15 protein-coding genes are annotated in these 19,848 nt (G+C 72.6%); 8 read left to right on the forward strand and 7 right to left on the reverse strand.

All coding sequences use genetic code 11. The features are described from left to right. Window positions 1–3 precede the first annotated feature (3 nt). From IEX22_RS00280 to IEX22_RS00295, 4 genes are all read right to left on the reverse strand, one after another. The gene (locus IEX22_RS00280; protein WP_229659655.1) at window positions 4–1,350 is read right to left on the reverse strand and encodes an ABC transporter ATP-binding protein; all 1,347 of its coding nucleotides are present in this window, start codon (window positions 1,348–1,350) and stop codon (window positions 4–6) included. Then, window positions 1,343–1,984 (reverse strand): ABC transporter permease, encoded by a 642-nt coding sequence (locus IEX22_RS00285; protein ID WP_188666017.1) that lies wholly within the window; start codon window positions 1,982–1,984, stop codon window positions 1,343–1,345. The genes IEX22_RS00280 and IEX22_RS00285 overlap by 8 nt, the downstream gene beginning before the upstream one ends. A 175-nt stretch (window positions 1,985–2,159) precedes the next feature. Then, window positions 2,160–3,047, reverse strand: coding sequence for a hypothetical protein (locus IEX22_RS00290; RefSeq protein WP_229659656.1), 888 nt, complete (start codon window positions 3,045–3,047; stop codon window positions 2,160–2,162). Continuing rightward, window positions 3,044–5,842, reverse strand: coding sequence for an ATP-binding protein (locus IEX22_RS00295; RefSeq protein WP_188664591.1), 2,799 nt, complete (start codon window positions 5,840–5,842; stop codon window positions 3,044–3,046). The genes IEX22_RS00290 and IEX22_RS00295 overlap by 4 nt, the downstream gene beginning before the upstream one ends. Before the next feature lie 131 nt (window positions 5,843–5,973). Between IEX22_RS00295 and IEX22_RS00300 the strand changes: the two genes are divergently transcribed. From IEX22_RS00300 to IEX22_RS00335, 8 genes are all read left to right on the forward strand, one after another. Further along, window positions 5,974–6,633: a TetR/AcrR family transcriptional regulator gene (locus IEX22_RS00300; RefSeq protein WP_188664594.1), complete on the forward strand. Its 660-nt coding sequence runs from the start codon at window positions 5,974–5,976 to the stop codon at window positions 6,631–6,633. Next, window positions 6,630–8,348 carry an MDR family MFS transporter gene (locus IEX22_RS00305; RefSeq protein WP_188664597.1) on the forward strand — a complete coding sequence of 573 codons (1,719 nt, stop codon included), beginning with the start codon at window positions 6,630–6,632 and terminating at the stop codon, window positions 8,346–8,348. The genes IEX22_RS00300 and IEX22_RS00305 overlap by 4 nt, the downstream gene beginning before the upstream one ends. Window positions 8,349–8,500: 152 nt before the next feature. Further along, entirely contained in the window at window positions 8,501–9,337 is an 837-nt protein-coding gene (locus IEX22_RS00310; protein ID WP_188664600.1) for a DUF2382 domain-containing protein, read from the forward strand. 132 nt (window positions 9,338–9,469) lie between these two features. After that, on the forward strand, window positions 9,470–9,934 hold the full coding sequence (locus tag IEX22_RS00315) for a hypothetical protein (RefSeq protein ID WP_188664604.1): 465 nt from the start codon (window positions 9,470–9,472) through the stop codon (window positions 9,932–9,934). A gap of 314 nt (window positions 9,935–10,248) precedes the next feature. Next, complete coding sequence (gene rlmN, locus IEX22_RS00320) at window positions 10,249–11,445, forward strand: dual-specificity RNA methyltransferase RlmN (protein WP_229659715.1); 1,197 nt, start codon at window positions 10,249–10,251, stop codon at window positions 11,443–11,445. 55 nt (window positions 11,446–11,500) lie between these two features. After that, window positions 11,501–12,844 (forward strand): glycosyltransferase 87 family protein, encoded by a 1,344-nt coding sequence (locus IEX22_RS00325; protein ID WP_188664607.1) that lies wholly within the window; start codon window positions 11,501–11,503, stop codon window positions 12,842–12,844. Between the two features lie 85 nt (window positions 12,845–12,929). Continuing rightward, window positions 12,930–14,141 carry an alcohol dehydrogenase catalytic domain-containing protein gene (locus IEX22_RS00330; RefSeq protein WP_188664610.1) on the forward strand — a complete coding sequence of 404 codons (1,212 nt, stop codon included), beginning with the start codon at window positions 12,930–12,932 and terminating at the stop codon, window positions 14,139–14,141. 58 nt (window positions 14,142–14,199) lie between these two features. Then, window positions 14,200–15,657, forward strand: a complete 1,458-nt coding sequence (locus IEX22_RS00335; protein WP_188664613.1) for an amino acid permease — start codon at window positions 14,200–14,202, stop codon at window positions 15,655–15,657. A gap of 7 nt (window positions 15,658–15,664) precedes the next feature. Here IEX22_RS00335 and IEX22_RS00340 read toward each other — a convergent pair whose 3' ends face one another. The 3 genes from IEX22_RS00340 to IEX22_RS00350 all read right to left on the reverse strand — a co-directional run bounded on the left by IEX22_RS00340 (window position 15,665) and on the right by IEX22_RS00350 (window position 19,799). Beyond that, a complete protein-coding gene (locus IEX22_RS00340) occupies window positions 15,665–16,540 on the reverse strand; it encodes an SDR family oxidoreductase (RefSeq protein WP_188664617.1) in 876 nt (291 codons plus the stop codon). Between the two features lie 193 nt (window positions 16,541–16,733). Then, window positions 16,734–18,158, reverse strand: a complete 1,425-nt coding sequence (locus tag IEX22_RS00345; RefSeq protein ID WP_188664620.1) for an aldehyde dehydrogenase family protein — start codon at window positions 18,156–18,158, stop codon at window positions 16,734–16,736. Window positions 18,159–18,191: 33 nt separating this feature from the next. Continuing rightward, window positions 18,192–19,799 (reverse strand): GMC family oxidoreductase, encoded by a 1,608-nt coding sequence (locus IEX22_RS00350; RefSeq protein ID WP_188664622.1) that lies wholly within the window; start codon window positions 19,797–19,799, stop codon window positions 18,192–18,194. Between the last annotated feature and the right edge of the window lie 49 nt (window positions 19,800–19,848).

Here is a 19,848-nt window from a genome sequence, read left to right on the forward strand (position 1 = left end):
GGCTCACCGCCGGTCCCCCGGCGTGATCACGTGGGAGCCGTCGAGCCGGCCGGCCCGGGCGACGTCGGCGTCGCGCCCGTCGTCCCCCGGATCACCGTTGCGGTCCGTCCGCTCGGTCGCGGCGACGGGCAGCACGCCGGTGTTGGTGCCGACCGGTGCGCTGTAGTCGCCGGACCGGGTGGCCTCCCGGGCGGCGGCGATGGCCGCCATCACCGAGTCGACGTCGATGACACCGAGTAAGGCGTCCCGCCGCCCGGTGACCAGCGCGGCCCCGGCGCTGGAGACCAGCATGGTGTCCAGCGCGTCGTTCAGCGTGGACCGGTCGCTCACCACCGGCAGGTGCGGATCGAGTCGGCCCGTGATGGTGCCCTCCCGGCCCACCTGTTTGCGGGAGAGCCACTGCCGCGGCCGGTCCCGCTCGTCGAGCACGACGACGTGGTGGCGGCCGGACGCCTTCATCCGGGCCAGCACCGCGGCGGCGTCCTCCCCCGGACGCGCCTGCTCGGCCTCGGCGATCGGGACGTCCGCCACGCGGGTGAGCGTGAGTTGCTTCAGCCCGGCGCCGGAGCCGATGAAGTTCTCGACGAAGGCGTTGGCGGGCTCCGCGAGGATGCGTTCCGGGGTGTCGTACTGGACCAGGTGGGCGCCCTCGGTGAAGACGGCGATCCAGTCGCCGAGCTTGACCGCCTCGTCGAAGTCGTGGGTCACGCAGACGATGGTCTTCTGCACCTCGGCCTGGATGTTGATCAACTCGTCCTGGAGCCGCTGCCGGGTGATGGGGTCGACGGCGCCGAACGGCTCGTCCATCAGCAGCACGGGCGGGTCGGCCGCGAGCGCGCGGGCCACGCCCACGCGCTGCTGCTGGCCCCCGGAGAGCTCCTTGGGGTAGCGGTCGCGGTAGACCTCCGGGTCCAGGGAGACGAGCTCGAGCAGCTCGTCCACGCGGGCCGCGATGCGGTCCTTGTCCCAGCCGAGCATCTTCGGCACGACGGCGATGTTGGCCGCGACGCTCAGATGGGGGAACAGCCCGCCGGCCTGGATCACATAACCCATCCGGCGGCGCAGCCGGTCGCCGTTCATGCGGGTGACGTCGTCGCCGTCGAGGACGATCGAGCCCTCGGTCGGCTCGATCAGCCGGTTGATCATCTTCAGGGTCGTGGTCTTGCCGCACCCGGACGGACCCACGAGCATCACCACCTGTCCGGCGGGGATCTGCATGGTCAGCCCGTCGACGGCCGGTCTGGCCTGGCCGGGGTAGCGCTTGGTGACGTTCTGCAGGAGGATCTCGGCGCCGGTGACGGTGCGCTCGGCGTCGCCGGCGGTCGCCGACGTGGACTGGGAGTCAGGCACGGATTCCCCTTGAGGTGGTCAGGCGGCCGAGGCCGACGAGGAGCAGGTCGAGGACGAGGGCGAGGACGACGACGCCCACGACGCCGACGACGACCGAGGGCAGCGCGTTCGCGCCGCCGAGGCGGGACAGTCCCGAGAAGATGAAGCCGCCGAGTCCGGGGCCCAGGGAGTAGGCCGCGACGGCGGCGATGCCCATCACCATCTGCGCCGACACCCGGATGCCGCTGAGGATCACCGGCCACGCGAGCGGCAGCTCCACGCGCAGCAGAGTGCGGGCGCGGCTCATGCCGATGCCGCGGGAGGCCTCGACGAGGCTGCGGTCGATGCCGGCCAGGCCGACCACGGCGTTGCGGAGGATCGGCAGCGCGGCGAAGAAGGTGACCACGATGACGGCGGGCAGCACCCCGAAGCCGAAGGGGGCGATGAGCAGGCCGATGAGCGCGAAGGACGGGATGGTCAGCCCGACGGCGGAGACGGCGTTGGCGGCCGCGGTGAGCGACCGGCTTCGGTAGCTGAGCGCGGCGATGGCCACCGCGATGAGCGTGGCCAGGGCGAGGCACTGGACGACGAGGGAGAAGTGCTGCCACGCGGCGAAGAGGATCTGCGGCAGCCGCTCGGTGACGTAGTCGATCAGGGCGAGGCCTCTCCATCGAGCTGCCGGATCGGGCGTCGAGGCTGGTCAGCACCGTCGCTCCCGGCCGGGGCCCACGGGCGCGGACCACGTGTCACGCTAACAGGCTCCCTCGTGGCGCCCGCACCGTCCGGGCCGGATCTCCCGATCCGTGACCCATTCGTGACCTGCGGCTCGGTCACGTGGCCGGCGACGCGGGTGGCCGCTCCCGCCGGCGGTCCAGCACCCGGCTGAGCACGGCGAACGCCACGAAGGCGGCCACCAGGACGGCCGCGACGACGGGCGTGGCGGGACGGTCGAGCCGCAGGTCACCGGCGCGCAGAACCAGGGCCAGCAGGGTGGCGGCCAGGCCCACCAGCTCCGCCCGCACCAGCAGCCGGTACGCGGACCAGCGGCGTTCCCACAGCAGCGGCACGTTGATCAGCGCCGGCAGGGTGAGGATGGCGCCGACCACCCGCGCGGTCAGCGGGGTCAGGTCCCACGGCCACAGCGACCCCAACGCGGGTGCGAGGAACAGGGCGACGCCGGCCACGCCGGCCACCGCCCCCAGCGCCGCGAGCGCCCCGCGGGCGGCGGCCGGGATCGCCGTGTCGCGCGGCTCCGGCGTGCCCGGGTCCTCGGGCCCGTTGCGCAGCAGCAGGACGAGGACGAGGACCGGGGCGGTGGCGTAGAGCGCGGCCCAGGCCATGAAGGAGACGTGCCACGGGTGGAAGCGGTCCAGGTGCAGCAGCGTCGCGATGCCCAGCGCGGTGGCGAAGACGATCACCGCGGGCATGCCGTGCCGCACCCGGTGCCACGGCCGGCGGCGCAGCACCGCGGCGAAGAACGCGATGCCGCCGAGATAGGTGGCGCCCAACAGCATCGCGGTCAGCGGAGGCTCGATGGTCCAGGCGAAGAGCTCCGCGGTGCGCGTGGGCAGCCCGTAGAGCAGCACGACGGCGACCGCGAGGAACGGCACGACCACCGCGGCCACCACCCTGCTGTAGGGCAGGATCCGGTCCCGGTCGGGGGGCCCGGGCCCGTCGGCGGGACCGGCGGACGGAGCGCGGCGCGTCGTCGCACTCACCCGCCGTCGACGGGACCGAGCACCCGCAGCGCCTCGGCCACCGCGTCCTGCGGGGACATCCGGTGCCCGGAGCTGCGGGCCGCCTCGAACTCCTCCGCGTGCTCGCCGGTGGTCAGCGGCGCCGTGAAGAAGACGTGCGGCATGAAGGTGGGCGTGCCGTAGAGGCCGGTCCGGTCCCGCAGCTGTTCGGCCGCCCCCTGCAGCCGGCCGGCGGCCTCAACGTCGCCCCGGGCGGCGGCCACCCCGACGGCGCCCTCCAGCCCGTAGGCGATGCCCTGCTGGTGACTCAGCCCGACCGAGAGCCCCAGCGCCTCGCAGAACGCCGCGGCGGCCGTGACGGCGTCGCCGCGGATCAGGTCGGTCCAGCCGCGGTGGTGCAGTGCGATGGCGCGGCCGAGGGAGTCGCCGACGGTGCGGGCGAGGTCGACACTGTCCCCGAAGCGGGCGGCCGCCGCATCGGTCTGTCCGGTGGCGAAGAAGACCCGGCCGAGGACCACGAGGGCCATCGCCTCCCCCCATCGGTCCCCGGCCTGCCGGAACAGGCCGAGGCTGGACTCCAGCGTGTCGGTCAGCACCGCCGCCGGCGCATGCACCTCCTGCGGCCCGGCCTCCGCCGGCACGGCGCCCACCGCCCCCGGTGCGGGGTCCGCCCCGGGCACGGGATCGGCGCCCGGGGCGAGGGAGGCGCCGGCCGAGCCGGCGGCCGACGCGGCCGCGACCCCGGCGGGCGAACCGGGGGCGAAGCCGGTGGGGGCACCCGGCGCGTCGCCGCCGCCGGGGACCGTGATCCGGGCCATCGCGAGGGAGACCATCGCCATCGCCGTGCCGGTCCGATCGCCGGTGCCCCGGAACAGGTCGACGCACTCCTCCAGTCCGGGCACCAGCTGCGGCAACCGGTCCTGCCAGAACGAGATGGCCCACGCGAAGTAGAGCGCGACGGCGCGGGCGTGCTCGGGCAGCGGGCGGGGCAGGTCCAGCAGCGACGACATCCAGTCCCGCACCTGACCGAGGTTGCCGACGATCCACCAGTAGACGTACAGGTCCCAGGCGTACTCGGCGGCCGCGGCCGGTTCGGTGGAGAGCAGGTACCGCATCACCTGCCGCAGTTCGGTGCGTTCCTGGAGCAGCCGGCCCAGCCAGTCCGGCTGCTGCGGCCCCTGCAGGTGCCGTGCGGCCGCGGCGGCCACCGCCCGGTAGTGCCGGGCGTGCGCGTCGCGGGCGGCCCGCTGCGCGCCGCGAGCGTCGAGGGACTCCCACGCGAATTCACGCACGGTCGCGAGCAGGGAGAAGTAGGGGCGGCCCTCGTGGTCGTGCTCCCGGACCAGGCTGCTGTCGATCAGGGCGTCGAGCAGGGTGAGCGCGTCCTCGGTCCCGTCCACGGCCTCGGCCACCGCCTCGGCCGCCTCGAAGGAGAACCGGCCGGCGAAGACGCCCAGCACCTCGAGCAGGCGCCGCTCCGCCGGCGCGAGCAGGTCCGTGCTCCACTCGATGGTGGAGCGCAGTGCGCGCTGCCGCTCCGGGAGGTCACGGCTGCCGCCGCTGAGCAGGCTCAACTGCCGGTCCAGCCGTTCGAGCATCGCCTCGGGGGGCAGCACCCGGATCCGGGCCGCAGCGAGCTCGATGGCCAACGGAACCCCGTCGAGCATCGCGCAGATACTCGTGATCGCGCCCCGGTTCTCGTCGGTCAGCTCGAAGTCCGGGCGCACGGCGCGGCAGCGTTCGACGAACAGGGCGACGGCGGGAGCCTCCGCGATCCGCGCCAGGGGCTCGTCCGCCGCGGGCAGCCGGAGCGGGCCGATGGGCACGACCTGCTCGCCCGAGACCCGCAGTCGGGCCCGGCTGGTCACGATCGCCCGCACCTCGGGGGCGTTGGCCAGCAACCGGCCCAGCTCCGCCGCGTTGTCGGCCAGCTGCTCCGCGTTGTCCAGCAGGAGCAGCGGCGGGGCGGTCCGCAGCGCGGTGACGAGCTTGTCCGCCACCGGGGCGTCACCGGTGTTGCGGATTCCGACGGCCAGCGCGATGACGCCCACGGCCGCCTCGACGCTGCGGACGGGCGCCAGGTCGACGAACGCCACGCCACCGGGCAGGGTGGGCGCGGCCTGTCGGGCGGCCTCGATGGCGATCCGGCTCTTGCCGATGCCGCCCGGTCCCAGCACGGTGATCAACCGGACGCCCCCGGCGAGCAGCCCCGCGATCCGGGCGAGCTCGTCCTGCCGGTCGATGAACCGGGTGAGCGAGACCGGCAGTGGCTGGAGCGGGGTGACCGTGTCGGGAGCCACCACCGGGGGGAGCGCGGCGGCGTCCGGCACCCGGCTGAGGTCGAAGCGCTCGGCGAGCAGCGTCGCCAGGTCACCGGTGATCGCCTCGGCCAGCTGCTCCGGGGTGGCGAACGTGGAGTAGGACGCGGTGTCGTCCTGGCGGATCCGGTCGATCAGCTCGACCAGCCGCGGCTCACGCTCACCCCCGCTCTCCTTCAGGTAGATCAGCTTGGGCATGTCCGCCGGAGCGAGCTGGTACTCGTCCTCGAGGCCGGAGACCTGCTCGCCGGGCGCCACCCAGCCGTAGCGGTCCCAGTACAGGCCGACGAACACGTCGCTCTGCGCCAGGTAGGCCCGGTAGAGCTCACGCGGCGGGTGCGGGCGGGAGCCGAGTTCGAACATCACCGGCGCGAGGTGGAGGCGTTCGATGGCGGCACGGGCGGCCTTCCGCTCCGGGGCGAGCTCCTGAAGCGTCGAGCTGACGAAGATGCGCAGCCGCTGATCGGGTGTACGGATCCGCTCCGCACGCGCTGTCATGACAGCAGTGTGACCGGGGTCACGGCACGGTGTCCACCATCCGAACCGTCGCGGAAACGAGGGAACGACGTGACGGACGGCACGCTCCGCAAGATTGCACTATCAAGCTCAGGGTGCAAACATTGCTGTTCGTGACCCGACGCGACGACCGCATGCGACGGACCCGGACCGATCTCATCGTCCAGGCCCGCGAACTCGCCCTCGCCCACGGTCTGCACGGATTCACCGTGGATCAGCTGTGCGAGGCGGTCGGCATCTCCCGCCGCACCTTCTTCAACTACTTCGCCTCCAAGGACGACGCCGTCATCGGCACCTCCGCGAAGGACCCGTTCGAAGCCCTGGGCGAGGAGTTCGTCGCCCGCGGGCGGGCCGGGGGGAAGCTGCTCGAGGACCTGCGCGAGCTGATCCTGCACACGTTCGACGACGCCGACACGGCCGACCCCCGCCGGCTGATGGAGCTGCTGCGCCGCGAGCCGGCCCTGGCCGAGCGGGCGTTCAGCACGATGGAACGCCGCCGGCAGGAGCTGACCGAGCTGATCCGCCGGCACACCGGCGCCGGAGCCGACGATCCGTTCCCCGGGCTGGCCGCATCCGTCGTCGGGCACCTCGCCGGGCACACCATGCACCGGTTCCTCGAACTCAACCCCCCGGCCGGCACCCGCGACCGCGCGCTGGCCGCCGCATTCGCGAGCCTGCTCGACGAGCACCTCGACCTCGCCCGGCGACTCTTCGCCGCACCCGCCTGCTCCCCCGTTCCCCGTTCCGAGACCACCACGAAGGACCCCTCATGAGCATCACCGCGGAATCGCCGCGCACCGGCCGACCCGGCCGCGACACCGGCCCGCTCGTCCTCACCCACCGGCGGATCTGGATCATCTTCGGCGCCCTGATCGCCGGGATGCTGCTCTCCAGCCTCGATCAGACCATCGTCTCGACGGCGATGCCGACCATCGTCGGCCAGCTCGGCGGCGTCGAGCACCAGGCCTGGATCACCACCGCCTACCTGCTCGCCACGACGATCGTGATGCCGATCTACGGCAAGTTCGGCGACGTGCTGGGCCGGCGCAACCTGTTCCTGATCGCGATCGGCCTGTTCACCGTCGCGTCCCTGGGCGCCGCCCTGGCCGACAGCTTCTGGGTGTTCGTCGTGTTCCGGGCGATCCAGGGCCTCGGCGGCGGCGGCCTGATGATCCTCTCCCAGGCGATCATCGCCGACATCGTCCCCGCGTCCGAGCGCGGCAAGTACATGGGCCCGCTCGGCGCCATCTTCGGCCTCTCCGCCGTCGCCGGGCCGCTGCTGGGCGGCTTCTTCGTCGATCACCTGACGTGGCAGTGGGCGTTCTACATCAACATCCCGGTGGGCGTCATCGCGTTCGCCATCGCCTGGTTCGCCCTGACGCTGCCGAGCAAGAAGGCGACCAAGCGCATCGACGTGCTCGGCGTCGTCCTGCTCTCTGCGGCGACGACCTGCCTGATCTTCTTCACCGAGTTCGGCGGCAACAAGGACCACGGCTGGGACGCCCTCGAGACCTGGGCGTGGTTCGCCGGCATGGCGATCGCGGTCCTCGGCTTCATCGCCGTCGAACGGCGTGCCGAGGACCCGATCATCCCGCTGTCCCTCTTCCGCAACCCCGTGTTCGTCAACGCCACCGCGATCGGGCTGACCCTGGGCCTGGGCATGTTCGCCGCCATCGCCTTCGTGCCGACGTTCCTGCAGATGTCCTCGGGCACCTCCGCCGCCCAGTCCGGGCTGCTGATGCTGCCGATGATGGCCGGGCTGATGCTCACCGCCATCGGGTCCGGCATCCTGATCAGCCGCACCGGCCACTACCGGAGCTACCCGATCGCCGGGACGCTGATCACGGCCGCGGCCATGCTGGCGATGACGACGCTCGCCGCCGACACCCCCCTCTGGCTGATCTGCGTCTACCTGTTCGTGTTCGGCGTGGGGCTCGGCTGCATCATGCAGGTGATCGTGCTGGTCGTGCAGAACGCCGTCGATCCGGCCGACGTCGGGACCGCCACCAGCACCAACAACTACTTCCGCGAGGTGGGCGCGTCCCTGGGCGTGGCGGTCTTCGGGGCGATCTTCACCAACAACCTGACCACCAACCTCACCGACGTGTTCGCCGCCTCCGGCGCGAGCGCCGCCCAGGCCGGCCAGGCCACGGCGTCCCTGGACCCGCAGACCCTGAACAGCCTGCCGGGGCCGGTGCGCGACGGCATCGTCGGGGCGTACGCGGACTCGCTGGCCCCGGTGTTCTGGTACCTGATCCCGTTCCTGCTGCTCGCCTTCGTGCTCGCCCTGTTCCTCAAGCAGATCCCCCTCTCCGACGTGGCCGGCATGGTGGCCCGGGGCGAGGCGATCGACGGGGTCCACGGGCAGCCCGACGCCGCCGAGGCCGAGGCGGGGCGCACGCCCGACGCGGTGGCCCCGGCGACGTCCCGTCCGGCGGAGCCGGCCGCCTCGACCGGTCCCCGGCACCGGGCGAACACCTCGTCCTGACGGGGGCCGGGATCGCTCTCGGCAGAATTCATCAGCATGCTTCACATCGGGCGCCTTACGTTGTACGGTCGAGGGCACGAGCGTGGATCTGCTTGCAGATCGACCTCAGATCACCATCCGCCCGAGACGAACGACCTCAAGGAGCACAGCTGATGCCCATCGACAAGAACGCGATCGATACCCTGTTCGGCGCCGACGTCCGCACCGCGGACGACAGCCGCCTCGGCAGCGTCGAGCAGGTCTACCTGGACGACCGGTCGGGCGCCCCCGAGTGGGTCACCGTCCGCACCGGCCTGTTCGGCACCAAGGAGACCTTCGTGCCGATCCGCAACGCCGACCTCGACGACCGGGTCCTGCGTGTGCCGTGGGAGAAGGACGTCGTCACCGGCGCACCCCGCGTGGATGCCGAGCAGGGTCACCTCTCCCCGGAGGAGGAGACCGAGCTGTTCCGGTACTACGGGCTCGAGGACGGCTCCGTGGACCGGGTCGACGCGGTCGGCCGGGATCACGACCGCGACGACGACCGCCACCTCGCCACCGGTGTCGTCGGGGACGGGGACGCTGCCGGTACGGTCGGGCACGACACCTCCGGCCCGACCACGGACGAGGCGATGACTCGTTCCGAGGAGCGCCTGCGGGTGGGCAAGGAATCGGTCGAGACCGGCCGCGCCCGGCTGCGCAAGCACATCGTCACCGAGCAGCAGACCGTCCAGGTGCCCGTCTCCCACGAGGAGGTCACCATCGAGCGCGAGCCGATCACCGACGCCAACCGGTCCGCGGCCGAGGCCGGGCCCGAGCTCTCCGAGGAGGAGCACGAGGTCGTCCTGCACGCCGAGCGGCCCGTGGTCGAGAAGGACGTGGAGGCCGTCGAGCGCGTCCGCCTGGGCAAGCAGGTCGTCCAGGACGACACCACGGTCACCGAGCAGGTCCGCAAGGAAGAGATCGAGACCGACACCGACGGTCTCGACGACTCCCGTCGCGGGCGCTGATCCGCGGAGCCTGATCCACCGACGCTGATTCCCGGATCCCCTCCGGTGGGTCCGGGTGCCCATGAGGCACCCGGACCCACCCCGGGCGGGCATTCGACCCCCCGGGAGGCGGCCACCGGCGCCCTCATCCTGTTGATCGGCATCAGCGCCGCGATCACGGCCCTGGTCGGGGCCGTCAGCGGCGGAGCCGAGGCCGCGGTGAACCGCGTCACTGCCATGAGCAGCGGTGATCTGCAGTCGGCCGGCATCGTCAGTGCCATCGTGCTGCTGATCATCTGGTTCGTCGCCTACTTCATCGGCGGCTACGTCGCGGGTCGGATGGCCCGCTTCAACGGCGCTCGGCAGGGGGTCGCCGTCTGGCTCTGGGCCATCATCGTCGCGGTCGTCCTGGCGATCGTCGGCGCGATCGTCGGCCAGAACGTCGGCGCGAACATCAGCGGCCTGCCCGCCCTGCCGGTGAATTCCGGCCAGCTGACCACTGCCGGCATCATCTCCGGCATCGTCGTCCTGGTCGTCGCGCTGATCGGTGCCGTGCTCGGCGGCCTGTCCGGCATGCGATACCACCGCCGGATCGACCGCGCCGCCCTGGAGGGATGAGGAGCGCACTCCACGCGGGTGGGGCCGGGGCGCATCAGCCCCGGCCCCACCTGCGTGTGCGGCCCGTCCTCCACCGCGCCGCCGGCGGGCATGGGAGAATCGGGAGGGTGTCGTCCCAGGATTCCTCCCGCCACCACCGCACCGGGACCTCCCGCGCCCACGCCCGGCGCCCGGAGTCGCCCGCGGCCGGCCCGCTGCGCGGCGTCAGCGGCGCCGAAGGCACCCGGCCCGCTGCGGACGCGCCCCCGGCCGGCATCGCCGGCACCCGACCGGGTGTTCCGCTGACGGCCACCACCCCGGCGGAGCGCGAGCGGGTGCTCCGCGCGGACCGGGAGGAGGCCGAGCGTCGGCAGGTCCGGCCCGCCACCGAGGGCTGGGAGCAGCAGACCACGGCGGAGGGGCGGCCGCTGCTGCAGTTCCGCTCTCCACGCGTCTCGCAGCCGCCCGTCCACCTGGCCGATCTGAGCCTGGCCGAGCGGCAGGAGAAGCTCGTCGCGCTCGGCCAGCCCGCGTTCCGCGCCAAACAGCTCTCCACCCACTACTTCACGCACTACACCACCGACCCGGAGCAGATGAGCGACCTGCCGGCGGCGCTGCGGACCCAGCTCACGGAGACGCTGATGCCGCCCCTGCTGACCGAGGTCAAGCGGCTGACCACCGACGACGGCCGCACCATCAAGTTCCTCTGGCGTCTCTTCGACGGGTCCCTCGTCGAGTCGGTGCTGATGCGCTACCCCGGCCGGATCACCCTGTGCGTGAGCTCCCAGTGCGGCTGCGGCATGAACTGCCCGTTCTGCGCCACCGGGCAGGCGGGGCTGACCCGCAACATGTCCGCCGCCGAGATCCTCGACCAGGTGGTCCAGGCCAACCGGGTGATCGCCGAGGGAGGCCTGGGCGGTCAGCGCCACCCCGACGAGCGGGTCCACAACATCGTGTTCATGGGGATGGGTGAGCCGCTGGCCAACTACAAGCGGCTGATGACGGCGGTGCGGCGGATGGTCGCCCCCGCGCCCGAGGGCCTGGGCATGAGCGCCCGCGGCATCACGATCTCCACCGTCGGCCTGGTGCCGGGCATCGACAAGCTGGCCGCGGAGGACCTGCCCGTCACCTTCGCCCTGTCCCTGCACGCCCCCGACGACGAGCTGCGCGACGACCTCATCCCGGTCAACTCCCGGTGGAAGGTCGACGAGGCCATCGACGCCGCGCACCGGTACTACGTCACGACCGGGCGGCGGGTGTCCATCGAGTACGCGCTGATCAAGGACATGAACGACCATGCGTGGCGCGCGGACCTGCTGGCCAAGAAGCTGAACGCCCGCGGCCGGGGCTGGGTGCACGTCAACCCGATCCCGCTCAACCCGACGCCGGGCTCGATCTGGACGTCGTCCGACCCGGACGTCACCGCCACCTTCGTCGACCGGCTCGAGGCCGCCGGGATCCCCACCACGCTGCGGGACACCCGCGGCAAGGAGATCGACGGCGCGTGCGGCCAACTCGCCGCGAGCGAATGATCGACGCGCGCATGACCGACGGACGCCGAGCGGCCCGATCGGGCAGGTACCACCCGTGACCACCTCATCGGCCCGCCGGCGGCCCGCGCCGGACGCCGCCCGGCGGCTCGGCGCCCCCGGACGCTCTCCCCTGGTCCTCGGCCTGCACCTCGTGGCCGCCGTGGCGGTGCTCGTGTGGTGGTTCACGGCCGTCCGCCCGCCGGAGGGTCTGGACTACGGGGTCTACCGCAGCGGCGCGGCCACCCTCTACCACCTGCTCGGGATGGGGGGCGACCTGTACTGGCCCGCGGAGGGTCTGCACGGTCCGCGCGGCATGCCGTTCACCTACCCGCCGTTCGCGGCGATGGTCCTGGGGCCCGCGGCCCTGCTCTCGTTCGACGCCGGACTGCACCTGATGATGGCGGTGACGATGGCCGCCGCCGTCGTCGTGGCGATCGTGATCGTGCGCTGGTGGGACGGGGAGACCGGCACGGGGGCGCCCCGGCCCGCCGCCCGGGCGGTGGTCCCGGTGGCCTGGCTGACGGTCGGCATCCTCGTCTCCGGCCCCTGGCGGGACACGGTGTTCTTCGGCCAGATCAACGCGGCCCTGGCACTGCTCTGCCTGCTCGACCTCGTGGGGGTCACCGGGCGGGCCCGCGGCGTGCTGATCGGCGTGGCCGCGGGCATCAAGCTCACCCCGCTCGCCTTCGGCCTCTACTTCGTCGCCCGCCGCGACCTGCGCGGGGCGGCCTGGCTCGTGGGCGGGTTCGTGGCCACGGTCGCGGTCGCGTTCCTCGCCTTCCCCGGCCCCAGCGTGCAGTTCTGGTCCGAGACCGTCCGGGAGACCGGCCGGATCGGCGGCTTCGAGTACGCGGACAACGTCGCGGTGCGCGGCGCTCTCGAGCAGCTCGGGCTGAGCACCGCGGTCGCCGGGATCGTCTGGATCCCCCTGGTCGTGGCCGTGGTGGTGGCCGGCTGGATCGTGATCCGGGCCGGCGAGCGCCTGGCCGCTCCCTGGCTCGGGATCGCCGCGGCCGCCCTGGTGATGCTCCTCGTCTCCCCCATCTCCTGGTCGCATCACTGGGTGTGGTGGCCGCTGATCGCGGCGGCGGGCCTCCTGCTGCACCGCCGGCTCCGGGGGGACGACGCCGTCCCCACCCCCGTGACCGCGCCGTCGGCCTCGTGGGTGCGCGTGCACGCGGCGGCCCTGACCGTGTTCACCGTGTTCTTCCTGATCTCCCCCAAGGTGCTGGCCCTGTGGACCGGTTCCGACGTCGACGTCAGCACCAGCCGCCTCTCCGCCGTCCTCGCCTCCCTGGGCGCCGTCAGCGGAGTGGTGCTCCTGGTGTGCTGGGCCATCGCCGCTCGGCCACGCACCGCCGCACCGGCCGCTGCCCTCACCACGGAGTCCTCTCGATAGCCTTACCATCAGCATGCTGACTGTGTAGCGTGGGAACGATACCGCGATCGGTCGATCCGCGGCGACGCTCCAGGAGGGACGGACCATGAAGGCAGTCGTGTGGCACGGCGAGGGCGACATCCGACTGGACACGGTCGACGACCCGACGATCCAGCAACCGACCGACGCGATCGTGCAGATCACCCGCAGCGCCATCTGCGGCACCGACCTGCACTTCATCCGCGGCACGATGAGCGGCATGGCCGAGGGCACGATCCTCGGGCACGAGGCCGTCGGCGTCGTCACCGAGGTCGGCTCGGCCGTGCGCCGCTTCTCTCCCGGCGACCGGGTGCTGATCTGCTCGACGATGTCCTGCGGCGCGTGCCGGAACTGCCGTCGCGGGCTGACCGCCCAGTGCGACGTCGCCAACCCCAACGGCCCGCTCGCGGGCACGTGCTTCTTCGGCGGCCCGCAGCCCACCGGCCCCGTCGACGGGCTGCAGGCCGAGTACGTGCGCGTGCCGTGGGCGGTCAACACGCTGATCCCGCTGCCGGAGAACGTCTCGGACGACGCGGCGATCCTGCTCTCGGACATCTTCCCGACGGCCTGGTTCGGCGCGGAGCTCGCCGGCGTGAACCGCGGCGACACGGTCGCCGTGCTCGGCGCCGGCGTCGTCGGCCAGTTCGCCATCGCCTCGGCGTTCCGGCAGGGCGCGGGCCGGGTCATCGCGGTCGACGGCCTCCGCTCACGCCTGGACATCGCCCTCGGGCAGCATGCCGAGGTGATCGACTTCAACGCCGAGGACCCGGTGCCGGCCATCCTCGAGTCGACGCAGGGCATCGGGGTGGACGCCGTGATCGACGCCGTCGGGGTCGACGCGCAGCGGCCGTGGGCCGGACCGGCGAAGCGGGCGGGCGATGAGCAGGCCGAACAGTTCGACGCCGAGCGGTCCCAGGTGGCGCCACAGACGAACGTGCAGGGCGAGAACTGGGTCCCCGGGAACGCGCCGTCGCAAGCGCTGCAGTGGGCCGTCTCCGCGGTGGCCAAGGGCGGCCGGCTCGGCGTCATCGGCGTCTACCCGCCGGCCATGACGTCGTTCCCGATCGGCGAGGCGATGAACAAGAACCTCATCGTGAAGCTGGGCAACTGCAACCACCACACGGTGACCCCGCCGCTGCTGGACATCGTCGCGACCGGCCTGGTCGACCCGACCGCGCTGATCACCCAGCAGGAGCCGCTGACCAGCGCCGTCGAGGCCTACGAGTCGTTCGACCGGCGCGAGGAGGGCTGGCTGAAGACCGAACTGACGGTAGGCTGACCAACCCGCACGACGACCGCACCCGGGCATGGAACGCATGCCACCACCGAGGAGGACCATGCGCTTCGATCCCCAGGCACCGGCCACCGGCCCGATGCCCACCTACGAGGACCGCGGCGACGCCGGCTACCACCGGTCCCTCGGCAGCCTGCAGATCCAGATGATCGCCATCGGCGGGGCGATCGGGGTGGGACTGTTCCTCGGCGTCGGGGCGCGCCTGGCCGCCGCCGGCCCGGCGCTGATCCTCGCCTACCTCGTGGTCGGCGTCGTCGTCTACCTGATGATGCGCGCGCTGGGCGAGATGGTGGTGTACCGGCCGACCACCGGCGCCTGGGTCTCCTACGCCCGCGAATTCGTCTCGGACCGGCTGGCGTTCATGACCGGGTGGATCCACGTGACCCTCGCCGCCGTCGCCGGCGTGGCCGAGATCGCCGCCCTCGCGGTGTACGTGCAGTTCTGGTGGCCCGAGCTTCCCGGTTGGATCCCGTCCCTGGTGGCGGCGCTGGCCATCGTGGGCTGCAACCTGCTCTCGGTGCGCTGGTTCGGGGCCATCGAGACCACGGCGTCGTCCGTGAAGGTGATCGCCATCCTGCTGTTCCTGGCCGCCGGCATCGTCCTCGTGGTGGCCGGCGACGTGTTCCACGCACCGACCACGGCGTCCGTCTCCCACCTGTGGGCGAACGGCGGGTTCGCGCCGAACGGCCTGCTGCCGCTGCTCGTCGTCCTCGGCGGCGTCGTGTTCTCGTTCTCGGCGATCGAGACGGTCGGCGTCTCCGCCGGCGAGGCCGCCGACCCGGAGCGTTCGATGCCGCGGGCGATCAACTCGGTGGTGCTGCGCATCGGGCTGTTCTACATCGGCTCGCTGATCGCCCTCTCGGTGCTGCTGCCCACCGACCAGTACTCGGGCGACGAGTCGCCGTTCGTCACGGCGCTGGCCTCGCTGCACATCCCGGGTATCGCCGGGATCATGAACTTCGTGGTGCTCACGGCGGCCATCTCCGGCGTCAACGCCACGCTGTACTCGAGCGTGCGTGTGCTGCGGAACCTGGCCGCGCACGGGCAGGCGCCGCGGGTCACCGTGCGCGTCTCCTCGCGCGGCGTGCCCGCCGGGGCGCTGTTGAGTGTGCTCGGCGTGTACCTGCTCGGCATCGTGCTGATCTATGCGCTGGGGGCGTCCGCCGCGTTCGAGGTCATCCTCAGCGCGTGCGCGGTGTTCATCCTCTTCGGGTGGATCTCGATCCTCGTCTCGCACCTGGGCTACCGTCGCGCGGTGGCCGCCGGGCGCGCACACGCCGTGCATTTCCGGCTCCCGGGCGCACCGGTCACGACCTGGGTGGCCCTGGCGTTCCTGGTCGGCGTCGCGCTCTACGTCATGTTCGACCAGGCGAACCCGCACTGGTACTACAGCCTGATCGCCGGCGTCGTCATCCTGGTGGCGACGAACGTCGGTTACGAACTCTCGCGCCGGCACGTGCAGCGCCACGGCCTGCCCGAGCTCACCGGCCACCGGCGCTGAGCCGGGCTCAGACGCGCGCCACCAGGGTCGCGCTGCGGTTCCACAGCTGCTGGGCGAGCACGACGTCGTTGGCCTGCGGGTTGACCCGCGCCGGCTTGCGCCTGGCGTAGTAGCCGCCCGGCGCCCAGTCGCCCTCCGGCTCGGTCGCCAACCACACGCCGGTGTCCGCGCCCTGCGCGGGAGTGAGCAGCACCCGGTTGAACAGCGGGCCGTACACGAACCGGAACCAGCTGCCGGACTCGACGGAGAAGTTGGTGGCCACCCCGCCCGGATGGAACGCCGTCGCGGCGATGCCGTCACCGTGGTGGCGGCGGTGCAGCTCGCGGGTGAAGAGGATGTTGGCCAGCTTGGCGGAGCCGTAGGTGCGCTGGGACCGGTACCTGCCCCGCTCCTTGTCCAGGTCCTCGATGTCGATGTGGCCCCACAGGTTCGCCCCCGACGACGTCGTGATCACCCGGGCCCGGCCGGCGGTCAGCACGGGGAGCAGCCGCGTGGTCAGCAGGAACGGCGCGAGGTGATCCACCTGGAAGGTCATCTCGTGCCCGTCACCGGTGGTCTGCCGGCGCCCGAAGACGGCGCCGGCGTTGTTGACCAGCACGTCGATCCGGGGGTACTCGTCGGCCAGCCGGGTGGCCAGCTGGTCCACCTGCGCGAGGTCGGCGAAGTCGGCGAGCAGGAAGGGCGCGTCGATCTCCGCGGCCACCGCCCGGGTCTTCTCGGGGGAGCGGCCGACGACGACCACCCGGTCCCCGGCGGCAGCCAGACTGCGAGCCATCGCGGCACCGATGCCGTCGCTGGCCCCGGTGATGACGACCGTCCGCCGGCCGTCCGGCCCGGGGCTCGCCCCGCTGCCCGGTGTGCTGGCCGTCGGTGACTCGCTCATGACCGCTCCCTCGTCGTGCGTGCCGGGCGATGCGGCCCGGAGGTCGGTGCGCACCCGGTCAGGGCAGCGCTGCGGGTCAGCCTACGGGCCGGTACCGACCGTTTCCTGAATGCCCGTTCGCCGGCCCGGACCTGCCCGAGGGCGAGTCCGTCCACACGAGGTAGGCCCCGACCGCGACGGCCCGGCGACGGGCTCAGCCGCTGATCACCTGCGGGTTGCCGAGCGCCTTGAGACCCTCGACGCCGAACTCCAGCCCGTAGCCGGACTGCTTGGCGCCGCCGAAGGGGACGAGCGGGTTGACCTCGCCGTGCTTGTTGATCCACACCGTCCCGGCCTCGATCCGGCCGGCCACCTCGCGCGCGGCGGCGGCGTCGGCGGACCACACCGAGGCGCCGAGCCCGACGTCGAGTCCGTTGGCCATGGCCACGGCGTCGTCCACGTCGGCGTACTTGACGATCGGCAGCGCCGGGCCGAACTGCTCGGTGGTCACCAGCGGGTTGTCGTTGTCCAGGTCGGCGACGAGCGTGGTCGGGTAGAAGTAGCCCGCCTGCTCCGCCGCCGGCTCACCGCCGACGAGCACCCGGCCGCCGGCGTCCTTCGCGGCCTGCACGAGGGAGGCGACGATGTCGTACTGCGCCTTGTTCTGCAGCGGCCCGAGCACGTTCTGCTCCTCCAGCCCGTTGCCCATCGGCATCTGCTGCGCCACCTCGGTGAGCGCGGTGCACACGTCGTCGTAGATGTCCTCGTGCACGTAGAGCCGCTTGAGTGCCGCGCAGGTCTGGCCGGTGTTGATGAAGGCGCCCCAGAACAGGCCCTCGGCGATCGCCTTCGGGTCCGCGTCCGGCAGGACGATGCCCGCGTCGTTGCCGCCGAGCTCGAGCGTCAGCCGCTTCACCGTGTCCGCGGAGGACCGGATGATGGCCTTGCCGGTGGCGGTCGAGCCGGTGAACATCACCTTGTCGATGCCGGGGTGGCCGGAGAGCGCCTCGCCGACCTCGCGGCCGCCCGAGACGACGGTGAGCACGTCGGCCGGCAGCACCTCGTTGATCACGGCGCCGAGGGCGAGCACGCTCAGCGGCGTGTACTCGCTGGGCTTGACGACGACCGTGTTGCCCATCCGCAGCGCCGGGGCGACCTGCCAGACGGTGATCATCATCGGCCAGTTCCACGGGCCGATCGCGCCGACGACGCCGAGCGGGCGGTAGTGCAGCTCGGCCCGGGTCTCGCCGTCCTGCACGAGCACCTCCGGCGCCAGCTCGAGCGACGCGGTGGTGCGCAGCCAGGCCGCGCACGCGCCGACCTCGAAGCGGGCGTTCGGACCGTTGAGCGGCTTGCCCTGTTCGCGGGAGAGCAGCTCGGCGAGCGCCTCCGCGGACGCCTCGATGGCGTCGGCCGCCCGGTTCAGGTAGTCGCTGCGCTCGGTGTGGGACAGCGCGGCCCAGGCCGGCTGGGCGGCGCGGGCGGCGGTGACGGCGGCGTCGAGGTCGGCGGCGGTGCGCTCGGGCGCCTTGCCGACCTCCTGCCCGGTCGCGGGGTCGGTGATCGCCCGGCCGGCGTCGTCGCCGATCGCGGCGAGCAGGTCGGCGGCGGTGCCGAAGGCGGTGGTGGTGCTGGTCATGGGTTACTCCTGGGTGGATGGTCGTGAACGGGATCAGGTGGAGAGGATGAAGGCGGCGCCGCGTTCGCCGATCATGGCCGACGGCGCGTTGGTGTTGCCGGTGGTGACCGTCGGCATGATCGACGCGTCGACCACGCGGACGCCGGCCAGGCCGTGCACCGCCAGGGTGGCGGGGTCGACGACGGCGTCCTCCCCGGTGCCCATCCGGCAGGTGCCGACCTGGTGGTGGTAGGTGACGACCGCCCTGTTGACGTAGGCGATCTCGGCCTCCTCGCCCTGCACGTCCTCGCCCGGGTACACCTCGCGGGCGCCCCAGTCCTCGGCAAGCGCCGGGGCCGCGACCATCTGCCGGGCCTGGCGGAACGAGGCGAGCAAGGCTTCCCGGTCCCGGGGGTCGGCGAAGATGTTCGGGTCCAGTTCGGCGGGGTCGGCCGACGACGGGCCGGTGAGCCGGATCCGACCCCGGGACCAGGGCCGGACGAGCCCGGAATGCAGGGTGAACGCGCTGGCCGGCCCCTCCATCCCGTCGTCGTACATGGGCACGCTGAAGTGGATCGGCTGGGTGTCCGGCGCCGGCAGGTCCTCCCGCGACCGCCAGAACAGGTGGGTCTGGCTGACCGACCAGTCCGTGTCCGGGTGCTCGATCTCCCGGGTCGTGGTCTCGGCGATGACGGGCGCGAGCAGGTGGTCGTGCAGGTTGGCGCCCACGCCGGGCAGGTCGTGGACCGGCTCGACGCCGACGTCGCGCAGGTGCTCCGCGGGGCCGATGCCCGAGCGCATCAGCAGCTTGGGCGAGTCGATGGCGCCGGCGCACAGGATCACCTCGTCGGCGTCGATCCGTTCGCCGTCCGCGGCACCGACCCGGTCGGCGTCGGCGGCACCCTCGGAGTCCTCCCCGTCCCGCGGGTGGTACGCGGCCAGCTCGACGCCGGTGACGCGCGGGCCGCCCTCGCCCGGCACGACGGTCAGCCGCTCCACCTCGGCGCCGACCCGGACGGTCAGGTCGGGATGGTCGGCGATCGGCCGCACGTACGCCATCCAGGTGTTGAACCGCTCCCCGTCCTTGACGGTGATCTGTTCCTGGCTGACCCCGTCCTGGCGCTCCCCGTTGTAGTCGGGGTTGAACTCCACGCCGACCTGCCCGGCCGCCTCGATGATGCTGGTGAAGATGGGGTTCAACGGGTAGTCACCGACCACGGGCAGCGGGCCGTCGGTGCCTCGCACGGCATCGCGGGTGTGGGCCCGGCCGCCGTCGTACGCCTCGATGCGCGCGAAGACCGGCGCGACCTCGGCCCAGGACCAGCCGGGACAGCCGTCGGCGGCCCATCCGTCGTAGTCCGAGGGGTTGCCACGCACCCAGATGGTCGCGTTGAGGGCGTGCGATCCGCCGAGGACCTTGCCGCGGGGCCAGTGCATCACTCGCCCGTCGGCGTGTTGCTGGGGAACCGTGTAGTAGTCCCAGTCGTCCTTCGAGTGCCACAGCTCCCCGAGCCGGCTGATCAGCCGGATCGCCGGGTTCGTGTCGTGATCTCCGGCCTCGAGCAGGGTCACCCGGTGCCCGGCGTCGACGAGGCGCCGAGCGACGATGCAGCCGGCCGTGCCCGCGCCGACGACGACGTAGTGCTTCTTCGCTCCGGTCATGACATCACTGTCGCGGACCGCGGCCGACGTCTCCGAGCACCTGGGTGCC

The organism is Tersicoccus solisilvae (genome assembly GCF_014643255.1).
In the GTDB taxonomy this organism is placed as follows: Bacteria; Actinomycetota; Actinomycetes; order Actinomycetales; family Micrococcaceae; genus Tersicoccus; species Tersicoccus solisilvae.

Bases quoted from the DNA above. Each gene is read 5' to 3' on its own strand.
- IEX22_RS00295 (WP_188664591.1), bottom strand. From the start codon at position 5,842: ATGACAGCGCGTGCGGAGCGGATCCGTACACCCGATCAGCGGCTGCGC.
- IEX22_RS00305 (WP_188664597.1), top strand. From the start codon at position 6,630: ATGAGCATCACCGCGGAATCGCCGCGCACCGGCCGACCCGGCCGCGAC.
- IEX22_RS00310 (WP_188664600.1), top strand. From the start codon at position 8,501: ATGCCCATCGACAAGAACGCGATCGATACCCTGTTCGGCGCCGACGTC.
- IEX22_RS00330 (WP_188664610.1), top strand. From the start codon at position 12,930: ATGAAGGCAGTCGTGTGGCACGGCGAGGGCGACATCCGACTGGACACG.
- IEX22_RS00335 (WP_188664613.1), top strand. From the start codon at position 14,200: ATGCGCTTCGATCCCCAGGCACCGGCCACCGGCCCGATGCCCACCTAC.
- IEX22_RS00340 (WP_188664617.1), bottom strand. From the start codon at position 16,540: ATGAGCGAGTCACCGACGGCCAGCACACCGGGCAGCGGGGCGAGCCCC.
- IEX22_RS00345 (WP_188664620.1), bottom strand. From the start codon at position 18,158: ATGACCAGCACCACCACCGCCTTCGGCACCGCCGCCGACCTGCTCGCC.
- IEX22_RS00350 (WP_188664622.1), bottom strand. From the start codon at position 19,799: ATGACCGGAGCGAAGAAGCACTACGTCGTCGTCGGCGCGGGCACGGCC.